The organism is Actinomadura sp. NPDC048394 (genome assembly GCF_040651755.1).
GTDB lineage: Bacteria > Actinomycetota > Actinomycetes > Streptosporangiales > Streptosporangiaceae > Spirillospora > Spirillospora montaniterrae.
This window is the reverse complement of record NZ_JBEZJL010000001.1, coordinates 201482-223960: the sequence shown is the minus strand read 5'-3', so window position 1 is coordinate 223960 and position 22479 is coordinate 201482. Positions and strand designations below refer to the sequence as shown.

Here is a 22479-nt window from a genome sequence, read left to right as displayed (position 1 = left end):
CTCATCCCGTTTCGACGCTGAGGGTCCGGGCGACGGACCGGCGGGCGGCGAGGCGCGCGGGCACGGCGGTAAGCGCCGCCGTCGCCAAGGGAGCGGCGAGCGCCGGGATGAACAGCGACCAAATGGAAGGAACGGCGACGTTCGGTGGGGAGAACATCTCCACCAGGACCACTCCGAAGGGGACGCCGAGGGCGGCGCCTGGCAGCGTCGGCAGGAGCTGCGCGGCGGACAGCCCGGCCGTGACCTGCCCGGGGGTCGCGCCGAGCGTCCGCGCGATCGCCATGACGGGCCGGGCCTCCAGCGCGGTCGTCCAGGTGATCGTGACGATGTTCACCGCGGCGAGCGCGGCCAGCGCGACGGTGACGGCGAGCAGCACGTCGTGGCCCTGCTCGCTCTGCACGTTGCCCAGGTGGGAGGAGCCCAGGCCGTAGTCGAAGTCGGTCTGGACGCGGGCCATGAGCAGGGCCGTTGCGCCGATCACCATGACGGCGATGCTCCACGCGTGCAGGACGGCGCGGCCCGGCCGGCGGGCGATCAGGCGGAGCGCGAGCAGCAGCGGGGTCGGCAGCAGCGCCGACAGGCCGTTCAGCCAGGGCCGGTGCCCGGGCCGGCGGGCGGTGTCGGCCAGCGCCGAGACGGTCTCGGTGCGCAGCGCGCGCCGCGTCGGGCCGAGGGTGGTGAGGACCGCCACGGCCAGCGCGAGGAGCGTCGTTGCGGCGACGGTGTCGCCGGTCGGGCCCGCGGCGGTGGACAGCAGGCTCGCGGTCGGGTTGGCGAGGCCGGGCGCGGCCAGCCGCGCGATCGCCAGCCCCAGCGCGTCGCCGAGCAGCGCCAGCGCCAGGTACTCGCCGAGCAGGACGGCGGCGATGAGGCCGGGCGTGGCGCCGACGGCCTTGAGCAGCCCGACCCGCCGGGTCTGCTTGGTGGCGCGTCCCGCCGCCAGCGTGGCCACGCCGCCGACGGCCAGCAGGGCGAGCAGCCAGCTGCCGATGACCAGGACCGGCTGGCTCTCGCGGAGGATGTGCGCGTCCTGCGTGGCCATGAACCGCCAGGTGAAGAAGTTCGCCGGCTGTTCGTCGCTGAAGGCGCGGCGGGAGTTCACGAACTCCTCGGCGGCGTCGGCGTCCCGCAGTTTCAGGTAGAGCAGGGAGGTCGCCGGGAGATCGGCGGCCGCGAGCGCCCCGGTGTCGGCCTCGCTCACCCAGACCAGGCCGCTGTAGTCGTCCGGACCGCCGCCCGGGCCGATCATCTGCGCCCACGGGTAGATGGTGTGCGCGGTGGTCACGGCGATCCCGGCGACGGGACGCGAGCGGCCCGCGAAGGTGACGCGGTCGCCGACCCGGATGCCCATGGCGGACGCGAAGCCGCGTTCGACCACCACGCCGCCGGGACGCACCCAGGTGCCCGACGTGACCAGCGGACGATCGACCGGACCCGGCGTCGCCGCGGCGCCCTGCGCAACCGCGCGCGACGTGTGGCCGTGCGCCGTCAGCGTCGTGTAGTACTGGCGGTACGGCCCGCTATGGGCGGTGACTTCGGACGCCTGTGCCAGCGGTGTCAGCGCCGCAGTCGCGGCCCGGTCGGCGCCTGGGGAAAGCGCCACAACGTCCGGTCCGGCCGTGGCCGCGCGGGTCTGGCGGTAGAGCGTGTCGGTCGCCCCGTTCAGCGAGATGCCCAGGGCCAGCGCGGCGGTGGCGGCGGTGATCGAGGCGAGCATCATCGCGGCCTGGGCGGGATGGCGGCGCACGTCGGCCACGACGAGGCGGAGCACCAGCAGGAGGCGGCCCACGCGGCTCAGTCCTCCAGCCCGAACATGTCGCCGAGCCCCCCGGTGGCGTGGCCGGCCAGCCGGGTGTCGTCGACGAACGTCCCGTCGCGCATCGACACGACCCGGTCCGCGGTGGCCGCGACGCGCTCGTCGTGCGTGACGATGACGAGGGTCTGCCCGGCGGCGCGCAGCTCCTCGAAGAGCCGCAGCACGTCGAGCGTCGCCGCGGTGTCGAGGTTCCCGGTCGGCTCGTCGGCCAGCAGGACCAGCGGCTCGTTGGCCATCGCGCGGGCGATCGCCACCCGCTGCCGCTGCCCGCCCGACAGCTCCCACGGCAGGTGCCGGGCGCGGTCGGCGAGCCCGACCCGCTCCAGCAGCAGGGCCGCGCGCCGCTTGGCCGCGCGCGGCGAACGCCCGGCCAGCAGCACGGGCAGCTCCACGTTCTCCCTCGCCGACAGCTCCTCCACGAGGTGGAACGCCTGGAAGACGAAACCGACGGACCGCCGCCGGAGCCGGGCCAGCGCCCGCTCGCTCAGGGCGTCGATGCGCTTGCCGGCCAGCCACACCTCCCCGCGGCTGGGCCGCTCCAGCCCGCCGAGGAGATGCAGCAGCGTGGACTTCCCGCAGCCGCTCGGCCCCGTCACCGCCAGCATCTGCCCCGCGGGGACGTCCAGGTCGACCTCGTCGACCGCCCGGACCAGCCCCTGCCCCTGGCCGTGCTCCTTGCACAGCCCGCGGGCCTGCAGCACCGCGCCGAACTCGTTCATGCGTCCTCGGATTCGTCCTCGGCGATCTTCGACCAGACCCGCTCGCAGGCCTCCAGCCAGCGCAGGTCGGCCTGCAGCCGCAGCGCGACGCCCTCCAGCAGCAGGCCCGCGGTGGAGCCGGCGGGCTCCGCGAGCAGCGCGCGCTGCGCCTCGCCGAGCCGCCGCAGCAGCTCGCGGCGCTGCGCGTCCACGAGCTCGACCGGATCGGCGAGCCGGCCCGCGGCCGCGGCGGCGAGCTTGAGGTGGAACTCCGCCAGGTTCGGCTTCGGCCAGCTCACCTCGCCCAGCCAGGCGGCGACCCGCTGCTGCCCGGCCGGCGTCAGCGCGTACACCTTGCGGTCCGGCCGGTCGGGCAGGCCGTCGGCGCGTTCGGACGCGACCAGGCCCTGCTTCTCCAGCCGGGCGAGGGTCACGTAGACCTGTCCGGCGTTCATCGACTCCCCGAGCGGCCCGAGGGCCTTCCGGAGCCGCTCGCGCAGGAGGTAACCGTGCGACGGTTCCTTCGCGAGCATCGCCAGCACCGCGTCCTGCATTCATCACCCCTAACGGCTAGCCAAATGAATAGCGGTTAGCCATCAGGGGCGTCAAGCCGAAGCCGCCGGGTGGCGGGCCCGGCGGCCGGGGGAAGACGGGGAGGCCCGCTAGGCGGGGTCGCAGATGACGACGGGGATCTCGCGGTCCGTCCAGGACTGGTACTTGTCGAAGTCGGCGTAGACGGAGACCAGCCGAGGCCAGAGCTCGGCGCGCTCCTCGGACGAGGCGGTGCGGGCGCGCATGCGGCGGACGTCCCGCTTCACCTGGATGGTCACCCGCGGGTCCGCGAGCAGGTTCAGGTACCAGAGGGGGTGCTTGGGCAGGCCGCCCTGGGACGCGACGATGACGACGCGGTCGCCGTCCGGCATGTAGAGCAGCGGCTGCGTGCGGGGGCGGCCGGTCTTGCGCCCCTTGGTGGTGAGCAGGCAGATCGGCACGCCCTTGCGGAAGGCGCTGCCGAGCCGCCACGTCCCGCCGACCCGGCCGCCGGTCGCGCGGTAGGCGGCGATGTTGAGCCGCGCCATGACCTTGAGGATCTTCGGCATGATCGGCGAGTCCATGCCCTTGGGCGCGGCGCTGGTCTTCGGCGACATCATTCCCTCATCTCGAAGTCGGGCATGCCCGGCAGGCGCCCGGCGGCGAGCGCCTCGGCCTGCTCGGCGAGGCCCGGCCGGTACTCGGGATGGGTGAGGACGAGGAAGCGCTCCTCGCGGACGGCGCTCAGCACGTCCTCCACCACCTTCTCCACGGGTATGCCCCCCGCGACGGTCTGGGCGATCATCTCGCCCATGAACGCGGAGTCCTCGCCCGGCTCGGTCGCCAGGCCGGCGGGACGGCCCCGCTCGGACTCGTGGATGCGCGTCCGGACGCCGCCGGGGCACAGGGCGGAGACGCGCAGCGGCGAGTTCTCCAGGGCGAGTTCCTGGGCGAGGCTGAGCGTCGCCGCGAACGCCGCCCACTTGGAGACCGTGTAGGGCGCGGCGCCGGGGCCGGCGAACAGGCCGGCGACCGAGCACGTGTTGACGATGTGCCCCTCGCCGCCCTGCTCGATCATGCGGGGCACGAAGGCGCGGACGCCGTGCAGGATGCCCCAGAGGTTGACGCGCAGCGTCCATTCGAAGTCGGCCGCGGGACGCGTCCAGGTGCGTCCGCCCATGTAGACGCCCGCGTTGTTGAAGAGCAGGTGCACCTCGCCGAGCGAGGCGAACGCGCGGTCGGCGAACGCCTGCACGGACCGCTCGTCGCCGACGTCGGTGACCTGCGTGACGACCGTCGCGCCGGGGCCGAGGGCGCGTTCGGTCTCCGCGAGCGCGTCGCCGTCGAGGTCGGCGAGCGCCAGGCGCACGCCCTCGCGCGCCAGCCGGACGGAGAGCGCGCGCCCGATGCCGCTCCCGGCACCGGTCACCGCCGCCGCCCTCCCGCGCAGTTCCCGCACGGCGCCCTCCGGGGTCGGCCCGCCGGCCCTGTCGGCGGGATCGGAAGCACGCTAATCTCAAACTCGACTTGCATCAAGTATCAAGTATTCGGAGGGCCCATGACCGTGCCCGCCCCCTCCCCCGTCACCGCCGTCGTCGTCACCGGCGCGGCGTCCGGCATCGGCGCCGCCTGCGCCCGCGCCCTCGCCGAGGCCGACCGCCCCGTCGCCCTCTGGGACCGCACCGACCCCACCGCCGTCGCCGAGGCGATCGGCGCCGCCACCGGGACGGCCGCGCTCGCCGTCACCATCGACGTGACCGACGCCGCCGCGTTCCCCGCCGCGATCGAGCGCAGCCGCGCCGCGCTCGGCCCGATCGGCGGCCTCGTGCACGCGGCCGGGATCTCCGGCCCGGCCGCGGTCGGCGACCTCGACGAGGCCCGCTGGGACGCGGTCCAGCACGTCAACCTGCGGGCGCACGCGCTGCTGTCCCAGGCGCTGCTGGACGACCTGCGCGCGCAGGAGGGCTCGGCGATCGTCGGGATCGCCTCGATCGAGGCGTTCGTCGGGAGCCTGTTCATCCCGTCCTACTGCGCGTCCAAGGCGGGGCTGCTCGGCCTCACCCGCTCGATGGCGCACCTGCTCGCCGGGGACGGCGTCCGCGTCAACGCCGTCTGCCCCGGGTACATCGACACCCCGATGCTCAGCACGGACGTGCCGGCGGAGATGCGGCCGCTCTTCGAGGCCAAGGCCCCGGCCGGCCGGCTCGGCCGGCCCGAGGAGGTCGCCGCGGCGGTCCGGTTCCTCATGAGCGACGAGGCGTCCTTCATCACCGGCACGCACCTGACGGTCGACGGCGGCACCACCGCGATCGACCGCTGAAGAACCGATCGCTGAAGAGGAGACGACATGGGACATCTCGACGGCACGGCGGCGCTGGTCACGGGCGGCGGCAGTGGCATCGGGCTCGCCTGCGCGGCCCGGCTCGCCGACCTCGGCGCGGCCGTCACCATCTGCGGGCGCACCGAGGACCGGCTGCGCGAGGCGGCCGGGAAGACCGGCAAGGGCATCCGGTACGTCGTCGCGGACGTCACCGACGACGCGCAGGTGGAGAACGCCGTCGCGGTGGCGGCGGAGCGCGGGCCGCTGCGCACGGCCGTGGCCTGCGCCGGCGGGTCCAGCTCCATCGGCCCGATCGGGGACCTCGACCTCGACGCCTGGCGCGCGACGATGGAGCTGAACGCCACCGGCACCATGCTGACGATCCGGCACGCGTCGCGGGCGATGGCGGGCGCGGGCGGCGGCTCGATCGTCGCGATCTCGTCCATCGCCTCGTCGAACACGCACCGCTGGTTCGGCGCGTACGGGGTGTCGAAGGCGGCCGTGGACCACCTCGTCCAGCTGGCGGCCGACGAGCTCGGCGGCGCGGGGATCCGGGTGAACGGCGTCCGCCCCGGGCTGACCCGCACCGAGCTGGTGGCGGGCATCGCCGACACCGGCCCTGTGCTGGAGGACTACCTGGCCTGCATGCCGATCGCCCGCGTCGGGGAGCCCGAGGACATCGCCGCCGCGGTCGGATTCCTCGCGAGCCCGGACTCCTCGTGGATCACCGGGCAGGTCATCAACGTGGACGGCGGCCACCACCTGCGCCGGGGCCCCGATTACTCCTCGGTGTTCGAGCCGCTGTTCGGCGAGGCGGCGCTGCGCGGAGTGCCCGCGCGGGAGTGACCCCGGCGCGTCCGGCGGGTCAGCCGAGCCGGGCGGCGATGCGGCCGTCCGCGCCGGCCTCCCCCAGCAGGCGGGCGAACGCGGCGTCCTCGCGCTCGCGGGCGCGGCGCACCTCCTCGCGCCGCGGCGCGAGGATCAGCTCCTTGGTGGCCACCAGCGACGCCAGCGGCTTGGCCGCGATCTCGCGGGCGATGCCGCGCGCCTCCTCCAGCAGCGCCTCCGCCGGGACGGCGCGCAGCGCGAGGCCGCAGCGCACGGCCTCCTCCGCGGTGACCCAGTTCCCGGTGAACAGCGCGAGCGCGGCGTGCTGGTGGCCCATGCGCGCGGGCAGCAGGTAGCTGCCCGCCGCCTCCGGCACGACGCCCATCGCCGCGAACGGCGCCATCAGCCGGGCGTGCTCGGCGACGAGGACCACGTCGCAGTGGCCCAGCATGGTGATCCCGAGGCCGACGCCGGCGCCGTTCACCGCCGCCATCAGCGGCTTCGGGAACGCGGCGAGCGCGTCGACGAGCGCGATGAACCCGCTGCCCATCTCCTGGTCCGAGCGGCCGGCGGCGTGGTCGCGGGCGATCTCGGCCATCTCCTTGATGTCGGTCCCGGCGGTGAACGCGCGGCCCTCCCCCGTCAGCAGCACGACCGAGACGCCGTCGTCGGACGCGGCGTCGCGCAGCGCCCGCGCGGCGGCGTGGTACAGCTCCTCGTTGAAGGCGTTGGCCGCCTCCGGGCGGGCGAAGACCAGCGTCCGCACCGCGCCGTCGTCCTCGATCCGCAGCGTCTCCGTCATCGCCCGGCCCTCCTCGAGATCTCTGCCTGGAGGTAATGGATACAATATTCGTCACTCGGAGGCCGGGGCGGGGCCCGCTGAGCGGGACCCGCCGCGCAGGTCGCGCAGCGCCACCGGCAGCGCCGCCGCCAGCAGCGCCGCGGTGAGGACGAACGCCCACGGGTAGCCGGTCCGCCCGGCGACGAGCCCGAACCCGAGCGCGCCCACGCCCATCCCGGCGTCGTAGGCGAGGTTCCACAGCGCGCTGACCGTGCCGTACGCCGACCGCGGCGCCCGCGCGTACATCAGGGCGAGCGTGGCGTTCTGCAGCAGCCCGAACCCGACGCCGAACACCGTCACCCCGGCGATGACGGCGAGGTCGTGGTGCGTGAGCGCGGTGAGCAGGACGCCGGCGGCCGACAGGACCACGCCGGGCGGCACCAGCCCGGCCTGCCCGCGCCGGTCGCCGATCCGGCCCGCCACGACGCGGGCGACGGTCGAGGCGAGCGGCTGCAGGAACAGCGCCGCCGCGACGACCCCGGCGGACGCGGACGCCACGGCGAGCGGCAGGAACGTCACGATGATCCCGGCGACCAGCGCGGACGCGCCGAAGACGAGCGCGGGACGCGACAGCGCCGGCGTCCGCAGCCCGGCGAGGAGCCCGGTGGCCCGTCCGGTCCGGCGCTCACCGTCCGGCAGCCCGGGCACGGACGCGACCGCGACGAGGGCGGCGGCGCCCGCGATGACCGCGACCGGCGTGTACCCGAAGTGCCGGACGGACCAGACGCCGAGGGGCAACGCACCGAGCGCCGGGGCGCCCGCCACGATGCCGACGAGCGCCAGCCCCTCGCCGCGCCGCTCGTCCGGGATCAGCGCGGCGGTCAGCGCGCCCCCGGCGACCACCGTGAGCGCGAACCCGAGCCCGCGCAGCAGGCAGACCAGGACGATCCACGCCATGCTCGACGACAGCGTCAGCACGAGGGCGGGCGCGCCGAGCAGCACCAGCCCGGCGCCCAGCGCGACCCGGTAGCCGTACCGGCCGACCAGCCACGGGGTGCCGAACTCGCCGCACACGGTGGCGAGCATCAGCGCGCCGGTCGCCAGGCCCGCCGCGCCGCCGCCACCACCCGTGCCCTGCGCGTAGAGCGGCACCACCGACAGCAGGAGGTAGAAGCTGATCGCCGCGCCGAGCATCGACACGAACCTCAGCAGCAGCGGGCGGGTCAGGAGCGGCGGCTTCGCCGCGGGGGCGGGGGCTTCGAGGCACTGCGTCGTCGTCATGCCGATCACGCTACGGACCGGGCGGACCGCCGATAAGCTCCACTTCCATGCCGCTGGAGTGGTCCGGTTCGTCTCCCGAACTACTGGTGCCGCTGGACCGGTCGTCCGGCGAACCGCTGCGCGCCCAGCTGGAATGCCAGGTCAGGGACGCGATCCGGGGCGGACGGCTGCGGGTCGGCGAGCGGCTGCCGTCCTCGCGGGAGCTGGCCCGGACGCTGGGGATCTCGCGCGGCCTGGTCCAGGAGTGCTACGCCCAGCTCCAGGCGGAGGGGTACCTCGTCACGCGGAGCGGCTCGGCGACCCGCGTCGCGGCCGGGGCGGCGCCCGCGGCGCCGACGGAGCCGCCGCGGCCCGTTCCGCCGCCCGCCCGGCTGATCGCCGACTTCCGTCCCGGGGTGCCGGACCTCGGCTCCTTCCCGATGGCGGACTGGCTGTGGGCGGTCCGCGAGGCGGGACGGGCGATCCCGACCGCCGCGCTCGACTACGGCGACCCGGCGGGCGCCATGCCGCTGCGCGAGGTGCTGGCCGGATACCTGCGGCGCGTCCGGGCCGCCGCCGCGGAGCCGGAGCGGATCGTCGTCTGCTCCGGCCACGCCCAGGCGCTGGTGCTGGCGCTCGGCGCGCTGGCCCGCGCCGGGGTCCGGACGGTCGCCTACGAGGACCCCGGCGGCCCCCGCTCCACCAGCGCCGCCGCGTCCTGGGCCGGGCTGGACGCGGTGCCGGTGCCGGTGGACGAGCACGGCGTCGACGTGCGGGCGCTCGCCGCCACCGGTGCCCGCGCCGTCGTCGTCACCCCGGCGCACCAGTGGCCGACCGGCGTGGTCATGGCGCCGCGGCGGCGCCTGGAGCTGATCGCGTGGGCGGCCGACCGGGACGCCGTGATCATCGAGGACGACTACGACGCCGAGTTCCGCTACGACCGCGAGCCGGTCGGCGCTCTGCAGGGCCTCGCCGCCGACCGGGTCGTGTCGATCGGCACGGTCAGCAAGTCGCTGGCGCCCGCGCTGCGCCTCGGCTGGCTGCTCGCCCCGCCCTCGCTCGCGGCGGCGATCGTGGAGTACAAGCTGCTGAGCGACCGCGGCTCCCCGGCGCTCGACCAGCTCGCGCTCGCCCGGCTCGTCGAGTCGGGCCGCTACGACCGGCACCTGCGCCGGATGCGCGCGGTGTACGCGGCGCGCCGCGCGGCGCTGCTCGCGGCGCTCGCCGAGCACGCGCCCGGCGTCCGGGTGACGGGCCTGGACGCCGGCTTCCACGCCGTCGCGCACCTCGACGTCCCCGAAAGGGAGGCGGCGGTGGTGGACGCGGCCCGCGCGCGCGGGGTCGGCCTGCACGGGATGAGCATGTGCCGCGCGGACGGCTCGGACGCCCCGCTCCAGCTCGTGCTCGGATTCGGCAACACCGGCGAGCGGGCCGTGCGCGCGGGCATCGCCGCCGTCGGCGACCTACTCACCCCCCGCTGACCCATCGGGCCCGCCGCGTCCGGGCCGTACTCGGCGTCCGCGACGTCCGCCGTGTCCGGGTCATTCGGGGCGGTCCGCCGCGTCCGTCTCGGGGTCGTTTCGGCCGTCCTGTGACAGACTTCTGTCCGTGACCTCTGCAGCGCGCCGCCCGTCGGGCGAGCTGGAATCGGCGGTGCTCGAGACGATCTGGGCCGCCGCGCGGCCGCTGACCGCGCGGGACGTCCGCGCCGCCCTCGGCGACGGCCTGGCCCGCACGACGGTCGCGACGATCCTCGGCCGCCTGCACGCCAAGGGGCTGCTGCGCCGGGTCCGCGCCGGCCGCACCTACGCCTACAGCGCCGTCGTCGAGGACCCCGCGGCCCTCACCGCGCACCGCATGCACACCGAGCTCGACCGCAGCGGCGACGAGCGCCCCGGGGTGCTGGCCCGGTTCGTCTCCGACCTGAACGAGAGCGACGAGCGGCTCCTGCGCGACCTGCTGGAGCGCCCCCGGCCGCCGGAGGCGCGCTAGCGGGTCTGCGCGTGCTCGATCACCTGGTGCAGGTCGAGCGCGCCGTCGTTGGCGGCCCACACCGACAGGACGACCAGCGCGGCCGTCGCCACGACGAGCCACCGGCGGTGCGGCGGCGGGGGCGCGAGCAGCGCGGCGACGCGGCGCGGCAGCGGCCCGGGACGGCGGCGGCCGAGCGCGGCGACCCGCCCGATGCCGAGGGCGGCGGCGTGCCCGAGGCCCGGGCGGCGGTTGTGCGCGAGGGCGGCCTTGCCGATCGCGCGGGCGGCGCGCTCGCGGTCGGCGCCGGCGGCGGCCCGCTCGTCCGCCCACCGCTCGGTCGTGAAGGTGACGGCGCCGCGCAGCGGCCACAGCATCGGGTTCGCGGCGGTCGCGACGTGGACCAGCGCGCGGAAGACGTGGTGCCGCCCGGACAGGTGGGCGCGCTCGTGCGCGAGCAGGACGCGCCGCTCCGCCTCGTCCAGGATCGCCAGCATCCCGGTGGACACGACGACGCGGCCGGGCCGGCCGGGGAGCGCGAACGCGTCCGCCGCGTCGTCCTCCACCACCGCGACGATCTCCCGGCCGGGCAGGTCACGGGCCGCCCGCGCGCCCGCCAGCAGGGCCCGGATGCGTCCCGCCGCGGCGTAGCCGGCCGCCGCGAGGCTCGCGGCCAGCGCCGGGCCCGCCACCGTCGCCACGATCGGGCTGGTCTGCGGGTCGTGGTGCAGGACGTGCTCGGACAGGTGGCCGAGCGCCGCGATCACCGGCAGCCGCAGCGTCCCGCCGAGCGCCAGCACGGCCAGCGTCGCGGTGCTCGCGAGCGCCAGCACGACGGCGGTGGCGGTGAGCAGCCAGGTCGCGGTGCGCGGCGGGAGCCGTCCCGACAGCGGTCCGGCTGCGAGGGCCATCACGGCGGGCACCACCAGGGGCAGCAGGCCGTCCAGGTCCATGGCCGCTCACCCGCTCCCGAGCAGCGTGCGGACCAGCCGCTCGTCCTGGTCGGAGAGGGACTCGACGAACCGCGCGAGGACGGCGGCGCGGTCGGGCCGCCCGTCGAGGGCCTGGTACATGCGCCGGGCGACGAGCCCCGGCTCGTCGCTGACCGGCGCGTACCGGTAGGCGCGGCCGGACTTGCCGCGGACCAGCAGCCCCTTGCCGTGCATGCGGGTCAGGATCGTCACGACCGTGGTGTAGGCGAGGTCGCCGTCGAGGCGCTGCCGCACCCCCGCCGGGCTCAGCGGCTCCCCGGCCTGCTGCAGCACGGTCATGATCTCCGACTCCAGGGCGCCCGCCGCCCTGCGTCCGCCGGTCATGGGCGCCCCCTCGTGAAACCCTCCGACCGCCCTTCGCACCCCAGTGTGGCACGCGGGGCGCTCACCTCACCCGCCGGTGCGCGCCGCGGGTGCCCGCCGGGCGGCGCGGCGGCGCCTGGACCGCGTCCCCGGGGCCCCGTCCCCGGGAGCCGGTGTTCTTGCGGCGCGCCTTGAGCAGTTCGAGGGCGACCGGGACGAGCGACAGCGCGACGATCACCCCGACGGCCGGCAGCAGGTAGTGGTCGACGTTCGGGATCGAGGAGCCGAGCAGGTAGCCGCCGAGCACCAGGCCGAGGCTCCACACCAGTCCACCGGCGATCTGCCAGACCGTGAACACCTTGGTCGGCACGTCCAGGGCGCCGGCCAGCGGGTTCAGGACGGTCCGGACGACCGGGACGAACCGGGCCAGCACGATGGCCTTGCCGTGCCCGTACCGGGCGAGGAACTCCTCCGCCCGCTGGACCCCTTCCAGCAGGTGCCGGTTGCGGGTGCGGGCGAGCAGCGCGCGCCCGCCGCGGCGCCCGATGACGAAGCCGGTCTGCGCGCCGGCCAGCGCGCCGAACGCGGCCGCGAGCATCACCCAGGGCAGCGACAGCCGGGTGTCGCCGTGCGAGCTCGCCGTGCACAGCAGCCCGGCGGTGAACAGCAGCGAGTCGCCCGGCAGGAAGAAGCCGATCAGCAGCCCGGTCTCGGCGAACATCACCACGGCGATGCCGATGGCGCCGAAGGCCGCCAGCAGCGACCCCGCGTCCAGCGGGTTCACCGCCGCGGGCAGCGCGCCGAAGGCGTCGATCATGGGATCCCCCGTGTTCAGGAGGGACCGGGCCCGCGCCCGGTCCGGCGTCCCCGAAATCTACACGCTTGTAGACGGGGGTCGCGACCGCGTCGCACCCGATGATCATCGCACGGCGGGGCGGGCCGGCGGGCCGGAAGCGGGATCCCCGAGCCGATCTCCCGGCGGCCCGGTGCGGCGGCGGGCCGCCGGGCGCAGCCGCGACCGGCGGGCCCGGCGCAGCGCGGGCAGCGCCGCCCGCGCGGGCCACCCCTCGGCCGCGACGCGCAGGGCGAGCTCGCCGGTCGGGGCGACGTAGGCCTCCAGCCGGTCGCCGGCGGCCCGGGTCAGCCGGGGCCGGACGGGCAGGACCAGCCCGCGGTGCGCGGTGCCGTCCGAGGTCAGCCGGACCTCGACGGTGCTCGCGCCCGCGCGCAGCCGCAGCCAGAGGCCCCAGGTCCGGTCGGCGAGGCCGGTCGGGCGGATCACGGCGTCCGGGACGAACACCGCGTCCCAGGTGATCTCCCCGTTGCGCGCGCCGACGGTCACCGGCACCTCGAACGCCCGGCCGTCGCGGTGCCGGTCGCGGATCTCCAGGACGCCGTCGAGGCCCGTCCCGGGCCCGAGGCGGCCGAGCGGGTTGGCGACGGTCCCGGACACGTGCAGCGCCCGGCCCACCCGGCGCATCCGGGTGACCTCGCCGCCGAGCCGCAGCGCGCCGAGCGGGGCGCTCGCGAGGCCGAGGTCGGTGATGTCGAGGACGCGGCGGCCGAGCGGGGTGCCGAGGTGGGCGCCCGGCCAGTAGACCCGCCCGTCCCGCTCCACGGGCTCGATCGCGAGGACGGGCCTTCCGGCGCCGCGGGGCGCGTAGTCGGCGGCGGCCATCGCCGCTGCGGTGTCGCCCTCCAGCACCATCAGCGCGGCGATCGCCGGGATCCGCCCGGCGTCCGCGAGGAGCGTCTCGTCCAGCTCGGCGAGGTAGCCGCGGGCCAGCTCGACGAACGCGTCCCGGTGGCCGGGCTCGCGGCCGCGCAGCTCGCGCAGGCAGCGCGGCAGCACCCGCCCGGCGAACCGGATCTCGACCCGGCGCGCGAGGGCCTCCGCGCCCCGCGCGCGGAGCAGCGCGCCGGTCCGCCGGAGGATCTCCAGCCGGTCGGCGAAGTCGCCGAGGTCGGTCGGCGGGACGCCCGCGCGGTCCGCGGACCGGTCGAGCACCCGGTCGGGGACGACGGCGATCGGCCGGGCGGCCGCGTACGCGGCGGCCGTGAACAGCAGGTCGGCGTGCCGCAGCCGGCACGCGAACCGCAGGTCCTGCCGCTCCAGGAACGCGCGGCGGTAGCACTTGTCGGCGGCCATCGCGTCGTCCAGCAGCTCCGGGGCGTCCGCGATCGAGGAATGGAGCCGCCGCTCCCCGTACAGGTGCGGGAACCGGGTCCGCTCCCCGTCGCGGGACGCCTGGACGGAGCGTCCCGCGACGAGGTCGGCGCCCGCCTGCGCCGCGGCGGTCACCATGGTCTTGCAGGCGTGCGGGTCGAGGGTGTCGCCGGCGTCGAGGAACATCACGTACCGGCCGCGCGCGTAGCGCAGCCCGAGGTTGCGGGCCCGGCCGTCGCCGCCCGACCGCTCCTGGAGCGCGAACGCCCGCACCCGGTCCCGCGCGCCCGCGACGAGCCGCGCGGTGGCGCGCGCGGCTGGCGCGCCGCCCGCCTCGTCCACGATGACGACCTCGACGCCGGGCAGCGACTGCTCCAGCGCCGAGCGGACGGAGCGGGCGAGCCCCTGCGGGCCGCCGCGCGCGACCACGACGACGGTCACGTCCGGATCCGGCAGCACCCGGCCCACCTCCTCGCCCCGAGCGGATCACCGGCAGATGAACAGGCCACTGGCCGGATGTTAGGAGGCCGAGGGTTATCGGAACGTAAGCGCCGCGACACCCCGCCGCGAACGCGGGGCGTCGGCGCGGGACGTCGGCGCGGGGCCGGTCTGGCGGGACCGCCGGGCGGTCAGCCGACGCGGCCGACGCCGCCGAGGTAGGAGGGGACGGTGAAGTCGGGCGGGACGTCGTCCTGCCGCCAGCTTTGCACCGGGACCAGCCCCGGCTCCAGCAGTTCGGTGCCGGCGAGCAGCCGCCCGACGGCGGCCCGGCCGCGCAGGGTGAACGACCGCGACGACGTCGTGGTGTAGACGTCGCCGATCTCGTCGAACGCCTCTCCCGGGCGCTCGCCCGGGAACGGGTGCGAGACGACGAGGTGGCTCCCGGCGGCGCACCGCTCCCGGAACGCGCCGACGATCGCCGCGGCCTCCGCGTCGTCCGGCACGAACTGCAGCACGGCGCAGAACACGACGGCGACCGGCTCGGCGAAGTCGATGCGGGCGGCGACCCCGGGATGCTCCAGGATGCTCGCCGGGTCGCGCAGGTCGCCGTCGACGACGGCCGTCGCCGGGTTGTCGGCGAGCAGGGCGCGCGCGTGCACGAGGACCATCGGGTCGTTGTCGACGTACACCACGCGCGAGTCGGGCGCGTGGCGCAGCGCCACCTGGTGCACGTTCTCCTGGGTCGGCAGCCCGGCGCCGATGTCGAGGAACTGGCGGACGCCGGCCTCGGCGAGCGCACGCACGGCCCGGCCGAGGAAGCCGCGGTTGTCGCGCGCCGCGACCCGGATGTCGGTGCCGCTCTCCCGGCTGGCCGCGATGACCCTCTCCGCGGCGTCCCGGTCCACCTGGTAGTTGTCCTTGCCGCTCAGGTAGTAGTCGTACATCCGCGCGACGCTCGGGACGGTGGTGTCGACCCCCGCCGGCGCCTGCTCGGGACCGCTCACCGGCCACCGCCTTCCGCTCATGTTGTGCGATCACACTAGTCGTCAGCCCCCTGACGCCGCCCGGGAGGAACGATCTTTCCCCGTTTCGTTACCGGGCGGGCCGGCGCCCGTCCCGGCTCCGATAACGTCGCGTCCATGCGGCTTCATGTGGGATGCGCGATGTGGGCGCACGCGCCGTGGCAGGGTCGGTTCCTGCCCCATCCGCTGGCCCCGGCCGAGCGCCTGCGCGCCTACGCGTCGTGGTGCAACGCCGTGGAGGGCAACACGACGTTCTACGCGACGCCCGCGCGGGCGACGGTCGAGTCGTGGGCGCGGCAGACCGCGCCGGACTTCCGCTTCCTGCTCAAGCTGCCGAAGGCGATCACGCACGAGCGGCGGCTCGCGAACCCCGGCGAGGACCTGCGGTCCTTCCTCGCCGCGATCGAGCCGCTCGGGCCCCGCGTCCACGCCCTCTGGATCCAGCTGCCCGGCGCGTTCGGCCCGAACGACCTTGGCGCGCTGGCGGCGTTCCTGCGCGGCATGCCGCCTGCGTACCGGTACGCCGCCGAGGTCCGGCACCGGGCCTTCTTCGAGGACGGCGGGGCCGCCCGCGACCTCATGCGGGTCCTCGGCGGGGCCGGGGCCGAGTGGGTGCCGTTCGACACGACCGTGCTGTTCCGGAGCCCGCCGACCAGCGACGCCGAACGGGACGCGTGGACGAAGAAGCCGCGCGTGCCGCGCCGGGCGCCCGCCCTGACCGACCGGCCCGTCGTCCGCTACCTCGGCCGGGACGACACGGACCGCACGGTCGAGGGCTGGCGGCCGTGGGCGGAGAAGGTCGCCGGCTGGCTGCGCGAGGGACGCTCGCCGACGGTGTTCGTGCACACCCCGGACAACGCCGAGGCTCTGCCGCTGGCCCGCCGCTTCCACGACGAGGTGCGCGCCCTCGTGCCCGAGCTTGAGCCGCTCTCCGAGCCCGTCCCGGCCGAGCCCCCGACGCTCTTCTGAAGGGATGACCGGTGCCCGCCCATGACACGGTGCCCTCCCACGACACCCTGCGCGCTTATGACACGGTGCCCGCCTATGACGTCGTCGTCGCCGGTGGCGGCCACAACGGCCTCGTCGCCGCCGCCTACCTCGCCCGCGCCGGGCGGCGCGTGCTCGTGCTCGAACGCCTGCCGCACCTCGGCGGGCTGGCGGTGTCGGCGCGGCCGTTCCCCGGCGTGGACGCGCGGGTCTCCCGGTACTCCTACCTGGTCAGCCTGCTGCCGACGAAGATCGTCCGGGACCTCGGGCTGCCGGTCGAGCTGCGGCGCCGCCGGTTCGCCTCTTACACCCCGTCGGGTGACACGGGCGTGCTGGTCGACGGCGCCGACGGCGCCCGCACCGCCGCGTCGTTCGCGTCCGTCACCGGGGACGACCGCGACTTCACCGCCTGGCGCCGGTTCTACGGCCTGGCCGGGCACGTCGCGCAGCGAGTCGCGCCGACCCTGCTGGAGCCGCTCCCCGACCGCGCCGCCCTGCGCACGGCGGTCGGCGACGACGAGGCATGGCGGACGTTCTTCGAGCGTCCGATCGGCGCGTCGGTGGACGAGCGGTTCCGGCACGACACGGTGCGCGGGATCGTGCTGACCGACGCTCTGATCGGCACCTTCGCCGACCCGGCGGACGGGTCCCTGCTCGCGAACCGCTGCCTGCTCTACCACGTGATCGGGAACGGCACCGGCGACTGGAACGTGCCGGTCGGCGGCATGGGCGCGGTGACGGCGGCGCTCGCCGATGCGGCGCGGGCGGCGGGCGCGGACCTGCGCACCGGCATGGAGGTGCTCGCGATCGACCCGTCGTCGGGAGAGGTGGCCTTCCGCGACGAGGACGGCGCGGAGCACGCGGTGACCGCGCACCGGGTCCTCGCCGCGCTGCCTCCGGCGGTGCTGTCCCGGCTCCTCGGCGAGCCTTCGCACGACCCGCCGGAGGGGTCGCAGCTGAAGGTGAACATGGTGCTCGCCCGCCTGCCCCGGCTGCGCGACCCGTCGGTCCGTCCCGAGGAGGCGTTCGGCGGCACCTTCCACATCAACGAGGGCCGCGATCGGCTCTCCGCCGCCTACGCGCAGGCGGCGGCCGGGACGATCCCGGACGTCCCGCCGGCGGAGGTGTACTGCCACTCCCTGACGGACCCGTCGATCCTGGGCCCGGACCTGCGCCGGTCCGGGGCGCACACGCTGACGCTGTTCGGCCTGCACATGCCCGCGCGGCTGTTCCGCTCCGATCCCGCGCGGGCGCGCGACGAGGCGCTGCGCGCGACGCTCGCCTCCTTCGACTCCGTGCTCGCCGAGCCGATCGAGGACTGCCTGCTGCGCGCGCCGGACGGCACGCCGTGCCTGGAGGTGAAGACGCCCGTCGACCTGGAACGCGACGCGGGCCTGCCCGGCGGCCACATCTTCCACCGCGATCTCGCCTGGCCCTACGCGGAGGACGAGGCCGCCGGACGGTGGGGCGTCGAGACCGCTCACCCGCGCCTGCTGCTGTGCGGCGCGGGCGCCCGCCGCGGCGGGGGCGTGAGCGGCATCCCCGGCCACAACGCCGCCCGCGCCGTCCTGGAAGGCCGCTAGATCTGGAGCTGGTCGGCGAGGCGGGCGCGGTGCGCGCTCGGACGGCCGAACAGGAGCTCGGAGCTCTTGGCGCGCTTGTAGTAGAGGTGCGCGTCGTGCTCCCAGGTGTAGCCGATGCCTCCGTGGAACTGGACCATGTCCGTCGCCGTCCGGAAGTACGCGGGCCCGATGTAGGTCTGCGCCAGCGCGGCGGCCGTGGGCAGCTCGGCGATGTCATGGTCGGCGGTCCAGGCCGCGTAGCGCAGGACGGACACAGCGAGCTCCCACGCGCTGTACATGTCGGCACAGCCGTGCTTGACGGCCTGGTACGAGCCGATGGGGCGGCCGAACTGCACCCGCGCCTTGGCATAGTCGACGGTCAGCTCCATCGCCCGCCGCATCCCGCCGACCTGTTCGGCGGCCAGCGCGACCGCGGCGAGGCCGGTGACGGTCTCCAGCGCCGCGCCCGGGTCGGCGCTGATCAGCCGGCGGGCCGGGGCGGCGGCGAAGTCGATCCGGGCGAGCCGCCGCGTGGGGTCGAGGCCGGTCAGGGCCGTCCGGGTGACGCCGGGCGCGCCGCGCTCCACCGCGAACCAGCCGGGGCCGGCGGACGTGCGCGCGTAGACGAGGATCAGGTCGGCGGCGTCGCCGGCGAGCACGGGGCTCTTGGTGCCGGTCAGCTCCCAGCGGCCGTCGCGCTCGGCCGCCGCGGTGGCGCCGCCCGCGAGGTCCCAGGCGCCGTCCTCGGCGGCGGCGACCGTCCCGACCAGCCCGCCTGCGGCCAGTTCCGGCAGGTAGTCGCCGCCGGCGCCGACGTCGTCGAGGGCGAGCAGCGCGTCGGTGGCGAGCACGGCCGAGGCGAGGAACGGGGACGGCGTCAGGGCGCCGCCGAGCTCCTCCAGGACGACGGCGCGCTCCACGTGTCCCGCGCCGGCGCCGCCGAACGACTCCGGCACGACCAGGCCGAGGACGCCGAGCTCGCCGAGGGTGCGCCACAGATCGCGGTCGAACCCGTCCGCCGAGTCCATCGCCTCGCGGACCTTCGCGCTCGGCGCCCGGTCGGCGAGCACCTTGCGGACGGTGGCCCGCAGCTCCTCCTGCTCGGGGTCCAGTACGAGCCTCATCGGGCGTCCTCCGTCCGCTGCGTGCCGACCTTCAGGTCGCGGAACGGGACGTCCCGGTCCACCTGCGGCTCCTTCGGCAGCCCGAGGACGCGCTCGCCGATGATGTTGCGCTGCACCTCGTTGGTGCCGCCCGCGATGCTGGTGGCGGGCGCGGAGTTGATGCCGAGCGCGAGGTCGTCGCCGTGCCGGTCGCCGGGTTCCCACGCGACCGCGTCCGCACCGGCGAGCTCCCCGGCGACCTCGATCGCGCGGCGCAGCTGGAGCGCGCCCGCCAGCTTGGCGACCGAGCCGCGCGCCCCCGGCGGGCGGCCGGCCTGCGCCTCCTGCCGCATCCGCGCGTTGAGCAGCTCCAGCGCGCGCTCGTGCGCGTACAGCCCGGCGAGCCGCTCGCGGTGCGCCGGGACGTCGGTGACGCCCTGCCGGCGGGCCAGGCCGAGCACCGCGTCGAACGTCAGCGCGCTGTTGCGGGACGGCCGCGACGAGCCGATCGACACCCGCTCGTGCCCGAGCATGGTGATCGCCGCGCGCCAGCCCTGCCCGACCTCGCCGATGACGGCGTCCGCGGGGACGCGCACGTCGTCGAGGTACACCTCGTTGAACGGCGCCTTGCCGGACATGTCCTTCAGCGGCCGGACGGTCACGCCCGGCGCGTGCATGTCCACGATGAACATCGTGAGGCCCGCGTGCTTCGGGACGTCGGGGTCGGTGCGGGCGAGCAGCGCGCCGAAGTCGGCCCACTGCGCGTTCGTCGTCCAGACCTTCTGCCCGTTCACCACCCAGCCGTCGCCGTCGCGGACGGCCCGCGCCTGCAGGCTCGCCACGTCCGACCCGGCCCCCGGCTCGGAGAACAGCTGGCACCAGATCTCCTCGCCGCTGAGCAGGGGCCGCACGTAGCGGCTCTTCTGCTCGGGGGTGCCGAGGTCGACCAGCGTCGGCCCGCACATGCCCATGTTGACGATGAACGGGTAGGTCGGCAGGTCGTACTCGGCGGCCTCCTCGGCGAAGACCTGCTGCTCGGCCGTGCCGAGCCCCTGCCCGCCCACCTCCTCCGGCCAGGTGATCCCGGCGAAGCCCGCCTCGTAGAGCGCCGCCTGGAACCGCTTGGCCGCGGCGAGCAGCTCGTCGGGCGGCAGGCCGACGACGGGGCCGGGGTCGTTCGCGGCCAGCCACGCGCGGACCCTCGCGCGGTAGTCCTCTGTCATCTCGTCGTCTCCACTCGTCAGCGTCCCCGCTCGTCAGGTCTCGTGCGCGTCAGATCTCGTGGGCGTCAGATCTCGTGCGCGCGCAGGCCCGCGCGGGCCTTCTCGGCCAGCTCGACGCCCAGGGCCGCGCGCTCGCGGGCCTCCGCCAGGTAGCCGTCGTCGGCCATGTGGCCGGCGAGGTAGCGGGCCTGCACCCCGGCGCCGATGCACGCCGACCGCCAGTGCGCGAACGCCACCCAGTACGGCAGGTCGGACACGTCGCGTCCGGACAGCCGCGCGTACCGGTCGGCGAGGTCCGCGCGGGACGCGAACCCCGGCACGGTCGTCGGCCCGCGCGGCGCGGCGCCGGGCGGATCGTCCGGTTCCTGCCAGGTCGAGATGAGGTAGCCGAGGTCGGCGAGGGCGTCGCCGGACGTCGCCAGCTCCCAGTCGAACACCGCGCGGACGGTCCCGTCCGGCCCGAACGCGAGGTTCCCCGCCCGGTAGTCGCCGTGGACGATGCCGGTGCCCTGCGGCGGGACGTCCGCGGCCAGCAGGTCGTGGACCTCCACGAGCAGCGGCAGGTAGTCCGCGCCCGACTGGCGCGCCTGGTGCAGCCAGCGCCGGAGCTGCCGCTCGGCGAAGCCGGTACGGCGCACCATGTCGCCGAGCCCGGCCTCGTGCGGGTCGAGGGCGTGCAGCGCGGCGAGAACCTCGACCAGGTCGTCGCACGCCTTCGCCCTCGCCTCGGGCACCAGCCTCTCGGCGGCGGCGCGGTCGGCCAGGACGATCCCGCCGACGAACCCCATCACGTAGAACGGCGCCCCGGTCACGGCGGGGTCGTCGCAGAACGCCAGCGGCGGCGCGACGGGGACGGCGGTCCCGGCCATCGCCGAGATGAACCGCCACTCCCGCCCCATGTCGTGCGCGGTCTCCAGCACGCCGCCCATCGGCGGGCGGCGCAGCGCGTAGACGGCGCCCGCCGCGTCGGTGACCCGGTAGGTGAGGTTGGACCGGCCGCCCGACACCAGCGCGAACCGGACCGGTGCGGCCAGCCCGCCGACGTGGGCCGCCAGCCACTCCCCCACCCGCTCGGCGTCGATCCCCGGCGGGCCCGGGTCGGCGGCGCGCGCGTCCGGCATCGGCGTCAGCCCTTCCCCTCGGCGCGGGCCGCCCGGTTCGGGCCGGCGAAGCCGAACAGGTAGCCGGCCACCTTGCGCATCTGGACCTCCTCGGCGCCCTCGGTGATCCGGTAGCGGCGGTGATGGCGGTAGATGTGCTCGAACGGGGTGTGCCGGGTGTAGCCGAGACCGCCGTGCACCTGCATCGCCCGGTCGGCCGCATCACAGACGAACCGGTTCGCGCGGTAGTTGCACATCGAGACCTTGTCGCTGATCTGCACGTGCGGGACCCGGTCCAGCTCCCACGCCGTCTTGCGGACGAGCCCGCGCAGCATCTCCGCCTCGGTCTGCAGCTCCACCAGCGGCCACTGGATCGCCTGCCGCGTCGCGAGCGGCCGCCCGAACGTCACCCGCTCCCGCGCGTACTCGACGCTGCGGTCGATGCAGTACTGGCCCGCGCCGACCCCGGACGCCGCCTGCCGGATCCGGTTCTCGTGCACGAACGTCTGCGCGACGTCGAGCCCCTCGCCGACGGCGCCGAACACCGCCGAGCCCGGCACCCGCACGTCCCGGATGGTGACCTCCGCGTGGTCGGTGGGCATGTTGAGCGTCCACCAGTGGAAGTCGACGGAGAACCCAGGGGCGTCGGTCGGCACGAAGAAGGCGGTGATGCCGCGCGCGTCGCCGGGCTCGCCGGACGTGCGCGCGAACACCACGTCGTGGGTGGCCGAGTGCATGCCGGAGTTGAAGCGCTTGGCGCCGTTGATGACCCAGTCGCCGCCGTCGCGGACGGCGGTGGTCTCCATCCAGGTCGCGTCGCTGCCGTGGCCGGGCTCGGTGAGGCCGAAGCCGATCCGCTTCTCGCGGGCGAGCATCGGCCGCAGGAACTCCTCCTTCTGCTCGTCCGTCCCGAACTCCAGCAGCATGTGGGCGAACGGGAAGTTCCCCACGACCGACGACTCGTTCTGCAGGTCGTTGTGCAGGCCGAGGCCCTTGTGGGCGAGGTGCTCGCGGATCACCGCCATGTCGAGGTTGGTGCCGCCGGAGCCGCCGAGTTCCTCGGGCAGGCCGTAGCGCAGCCAGCCGGCCGCGTCCGCCCGCCGGAACATCTCGCCGAGCAGCTCCTCCCACTCCCGGCGCGGCACGCCGCCGTTCTCGAAGTCGGTCCGCGCGTACTCGCGGCGGTGGTCGAAGAAGCGCTCGTTGTCGTCCTGCGCCTGCAGCGGCGCGATCTCCCGCTCGATGAACGCGTCGAGATCGGCCAGGAGCCGGGTCAGCTCCGCGGGCAGCTCGAAGTCCACGCACCCTCCCTAACGCTTGCTCAGGCCAGCTTGGCACCGGAGGCGGCTCCCGGGGAAGCCGCACCCGGTCCGG

At 75.8% G+C, this 22479-nt stretch carries 22 protein-coding genes; 6 read left to right on the top strand and 16 right to left on the bottom strand.

Going from position 1 to position 22479, the window contains the following annotated elements; translation table 11 throughout:
* Nucleotide 1: 1 nt before the first annotated feature.
* From AB0C78_RS01140 to AB0C78_RS01120, 5 genes are all read right to left on the bottom strand, one after another.
* On the bottom strand, nt 2-1789 hold the full coding sequence (locus AB0C78_RS01140; protein WP_360740375.1) for an FtsX-like permease family protein: 1788 nt from the start codon (nt 1787-1789) through the stop codon (nt 2-4).
* A gap of 5 nt (nt 1790-1794) precedes the next feature.
* Nucleotides 1795-2535, bottom strand: a complete 741-nt coding sequence (locus tag AB0C78_RS01135; RefSeq protein WP_360740373.1) for an ABC transporter ATP-binding protein — start codon at nt 2533-2535, stop codon at nt 1795-1797.
* On the bottom strand, nt 2532-3068 hold the full coding sequence (locus tag AB0C78_RS01130; protein WP_360740371.1) for a PadR family transcriptional regulator: 537 nt from the start codon (nt 3066-3068) through the stop codon (nt 2532-2534). Before AB0C78_RS01130 ends, AB0C78_RS01135 begins: the two co-directional genes overlap by 4 nt.
* Before the next feature lie 108 nt (nt 3069-3176).
* Nucleotides 3177-3662 (bottom strand): nitroreductase family deazaflavin-dependent oxidoreductase, encoded by a 486-nt coding sequence (locus AB0C78_RS01125; RefSeq protein ID WP_360740369.1) that lies wholly within the window; start codon nt 3660-3662, stop codon nt 3177-3179.
* Nucleotides 3662-4504, bottom strand: a complete 843-nt coding sequence (locus tag AB0C78_RS01120; protein WP_360740366.1) for an SDR family NAD(P)-dependent oxidoreductase — start codon at nt 4502-4504, stop codon at nt 3662-3664. The genes AB0C78_RS01125 and AB0C78_RS01120 overlap by 1 nt, the downstream gene beginning before the upstream one ends.
* A 99-nt stretch (nt 4505-4603) precedes the next feature.
* Between AB0C78_RS01120 and AB0C78_RS01115 the strand changes: the two genes are divergently transcribed.
* Nucleotides 4604-5365, top strand: coding sequence for an SDR family oxidoreductase (locus AB0C78_RS01115; RefSeq protein WP_360740364.1), 762 nt, complete (start codon nt 4604-4606; stop codon nt 5363-5365).
* A gap of 27 nt (nt 5366-5392) precedes the next feature.
* Nucleotides 5393-6211 carry an SDR family oxidoreductase gene (locus tag AB0C78_RS01110; RefSeq protein ID WP_360740362.1) on the top strand — a complete coding sequence of 273 codons (819 nt, stop codon included), beginning with the start codon at nt 5393-5395 and terminating at the stop codon, nt 6209-6211.
* A 19-nt stretch (nt 6212-6230) separates the two neighbouring features.
* Here the strand turns inward: AB0C78_RS01110 and AB0C78_RS01105 are convergent, their stop codons facing one another.
* Both AB0C78_RS01105 and AB0C78_RS01100 read right to left on the bottom strand, forming a co-directional pair.
* On the bottom strand, nt 6231-6995 hold the full coding sequence (locus tag AB0C78_RS01105; protein WP_360740359.1) for an enoyl-CoA hydratase/isomerase family protein: 765 nt from the start codon (nt 6993-6995) through the stop codon (nt 6231-6233).
* Nucleotides 6996-7046: 51 nt separating this feature from the next.
* Nucleotides 7047-8255, bottom strand: a complete 1209-nt coding sequence (locus AB0C78_RS01100) for an MFS transporter (protein WP_360740356.1) — start codon at nt 8253-8255, stop codon at nt 7047-7049.
* 47 nt (nt 8256-8302) lie between these two features.
* Here AB0C78_RS01100 and AB0C78_RS01095 point away from each other — a divergent pair, with 47 nt between their 5' ends.
* A complete protein-coding gene (locus AB0C78_RS01095) occupies nt 8303-9715 on the top strand; it encodes a PLP-dependent aminotransferase family protein (RefSeq protein ID WP_360740354.1) in 1413 nt (470 codons plus the stop codon).
* Nucleotides 9716-9842: 127 nt separating this feature from the next.
* Nucleotides 9843-10226 (top strand): BlaI/MecI/CopY family transcriptional regulator, encoded by a 384-nt coding sequence (locus tag AB0C78_RS01090; RefSeq protein ID WP_151542997.1) that lies wholly within the window; start codon nt 9843-9845, stop codon nt 10224-10226.
* Here AB0C78_RS01090 and AB0C78_RS01085 read toward each other — a convergent pair.
* From AB0C78_RS01085 to AB0C78_RS01065, 5 genes are all read right to left on the bottom strand, one after another.
* Nucleotides 10223-11158 (bottom strand): M56 family metallopeptidase, encoded by a 936-nt coding sequence (locus tag AB0C78_RS01085; RefSeq protein ID WP_360740351.1) that lies wholly within the window; start codon nt 11156-11158, stop codon nt 10223-10225. The genes AB0C78_RS01090 and AB0C78_RS01085 overlap by 4 nt on opposite strands.
* A 6-nt stretch (nt 11159-11164) precedes the next feature.
* The gene (locus AB0C78_RS01080) at nt 11165-11521 is read right to left on the bottom strand and encodes a BlaI/MecI/CopY family transcriptional regulator (RefSeq protein ID WP_151543910.1); all 357 of its coding nucleotides are present in this window, start codon (nt 11519-11521) and stop codon (nt 11165-11167) included.
* 61 nt (nt 11522-11582) lie between these two features.
* Nucleotides 11583-12317, bottom strand: coding sequence for a DedA family protein (locus AB0C78_RS01075; RefSeq protein ID WP_360740347.1), 735 nt, complete (start codon nt 12315-12317; stop codon nt 11583-11585).
* Nucleotides 12318-12419: 102 nt separating this feature from the next.
* On the bottom strand, nt 12420-14126 hold the full coding sequence (locus AB0C78_RS01070) for a glycosyltransferase family 2 protein (protein ID WP_360740345.1): 1707 nt from the start codon (nt 14124-14126) through the stop codon (nt 12420-12422).
* Nucleotides 14127-14296: 170 nt separating this feature from the next.
* A complete protein-coding gene (locus AB0C78_RS01065; protein ID WP_360740343.1) occupies nt 14297-15112 on the bottom strand; it encodes an SAM-dependent methyltransferase in 816 nt (271 codons plus the stop codon).
* Nucleotides 15113-15247: 135 nt separating this feature from the next.
* Here AB0C78_RS01065 and AB0C78_RS01060 point away from each other — a divergent pair, with 135 nt between their 5' ends.
* Both AB0C78_RS01060 and AB0C78_RS01055 read left to right on the top strand, forming a co-directional pair.
* Entirely contained in the window at nt 15248-16099 is an 852-nt protein-coding gene (locus tag AB0C78_RS01060; RefSeq protein WP_360740341.1) for a DUF72 domain-containing protein, read from the top strand.
* A gap of 11 nt (nt 16100-16110) precedes the next feature.
* Nucleotides 16111-17700, top strand: coding sequence for an NAD(P)/FAD-dependent oxidoreductase (locus AB0C78_RS01055; protein WP_360740338.1), 1590 nt, complete (start codon nt 16111-16113; stop codon nt 17698-17700).
* On the opposite strand, the gene AB0C78_RS01050 is transcribed toward AB0C78_RS01055, so the two are convergent.
* The 4 genes from AB0C78_RS01050 to AB0C78_RS01035 form a co-directional block, all read right to left on the bottom strand.
* Nucleotides 17697-18803 (bottom strand): acyl-CoA dehydrogenase family protein, encoded by a 1107-nt coding sequence (locus AB0C78_RS01050; RefSeq protein WP_360740336.1) that lies wholly within the window; start codon nt 18801-18803, stop codon nt 17697-17699. The two genes, AB0C78_RS01055 and AB0C78_RS01050, sit on opposite strands and share 4 nt — an antisense overlap.
* Complete coding sequence (locus AB0C78_RS01045) at nt 18800-20005, bottom strand: acyl-CoA dehydrogenase family protein (RefSeq protein ID WP_360740333.1); 1206 nt, start codon at nt 20003-20005, stop codon at nt 18800-18802. The genes AB0C78_RS01050 and AB0C78_RS01045 overlap by 4 nt, the downstream gene beginning before the upstream one ends.
* 65 nt (nt 20006-20070) lie before the next feature.
* Nucleotides 20071-21126, bottom strand: a complete 1056-nt coding sequence (locus tag AB0C78_RS01040) for a phosphotransferase family protein (protein WP_360740330.1) — start codon at nt 21124-21126, stop codon at nt 20071-20073.
* Between the two features lie 5 nt (nt 21127-21131).
* Nucleotides 21132-22406, bottom strand: a complete 1275-nt coding sequence (locus tag AB0C78_RS01035) for an acyl-CoA dehydrogenase family protein (protein WP_360740327.1) — start codon at nt 22404-22406, stop codon at nt 21132-21134.
* Nucleotides 22407-22479 lie beyond the last annotated feature (73 nt).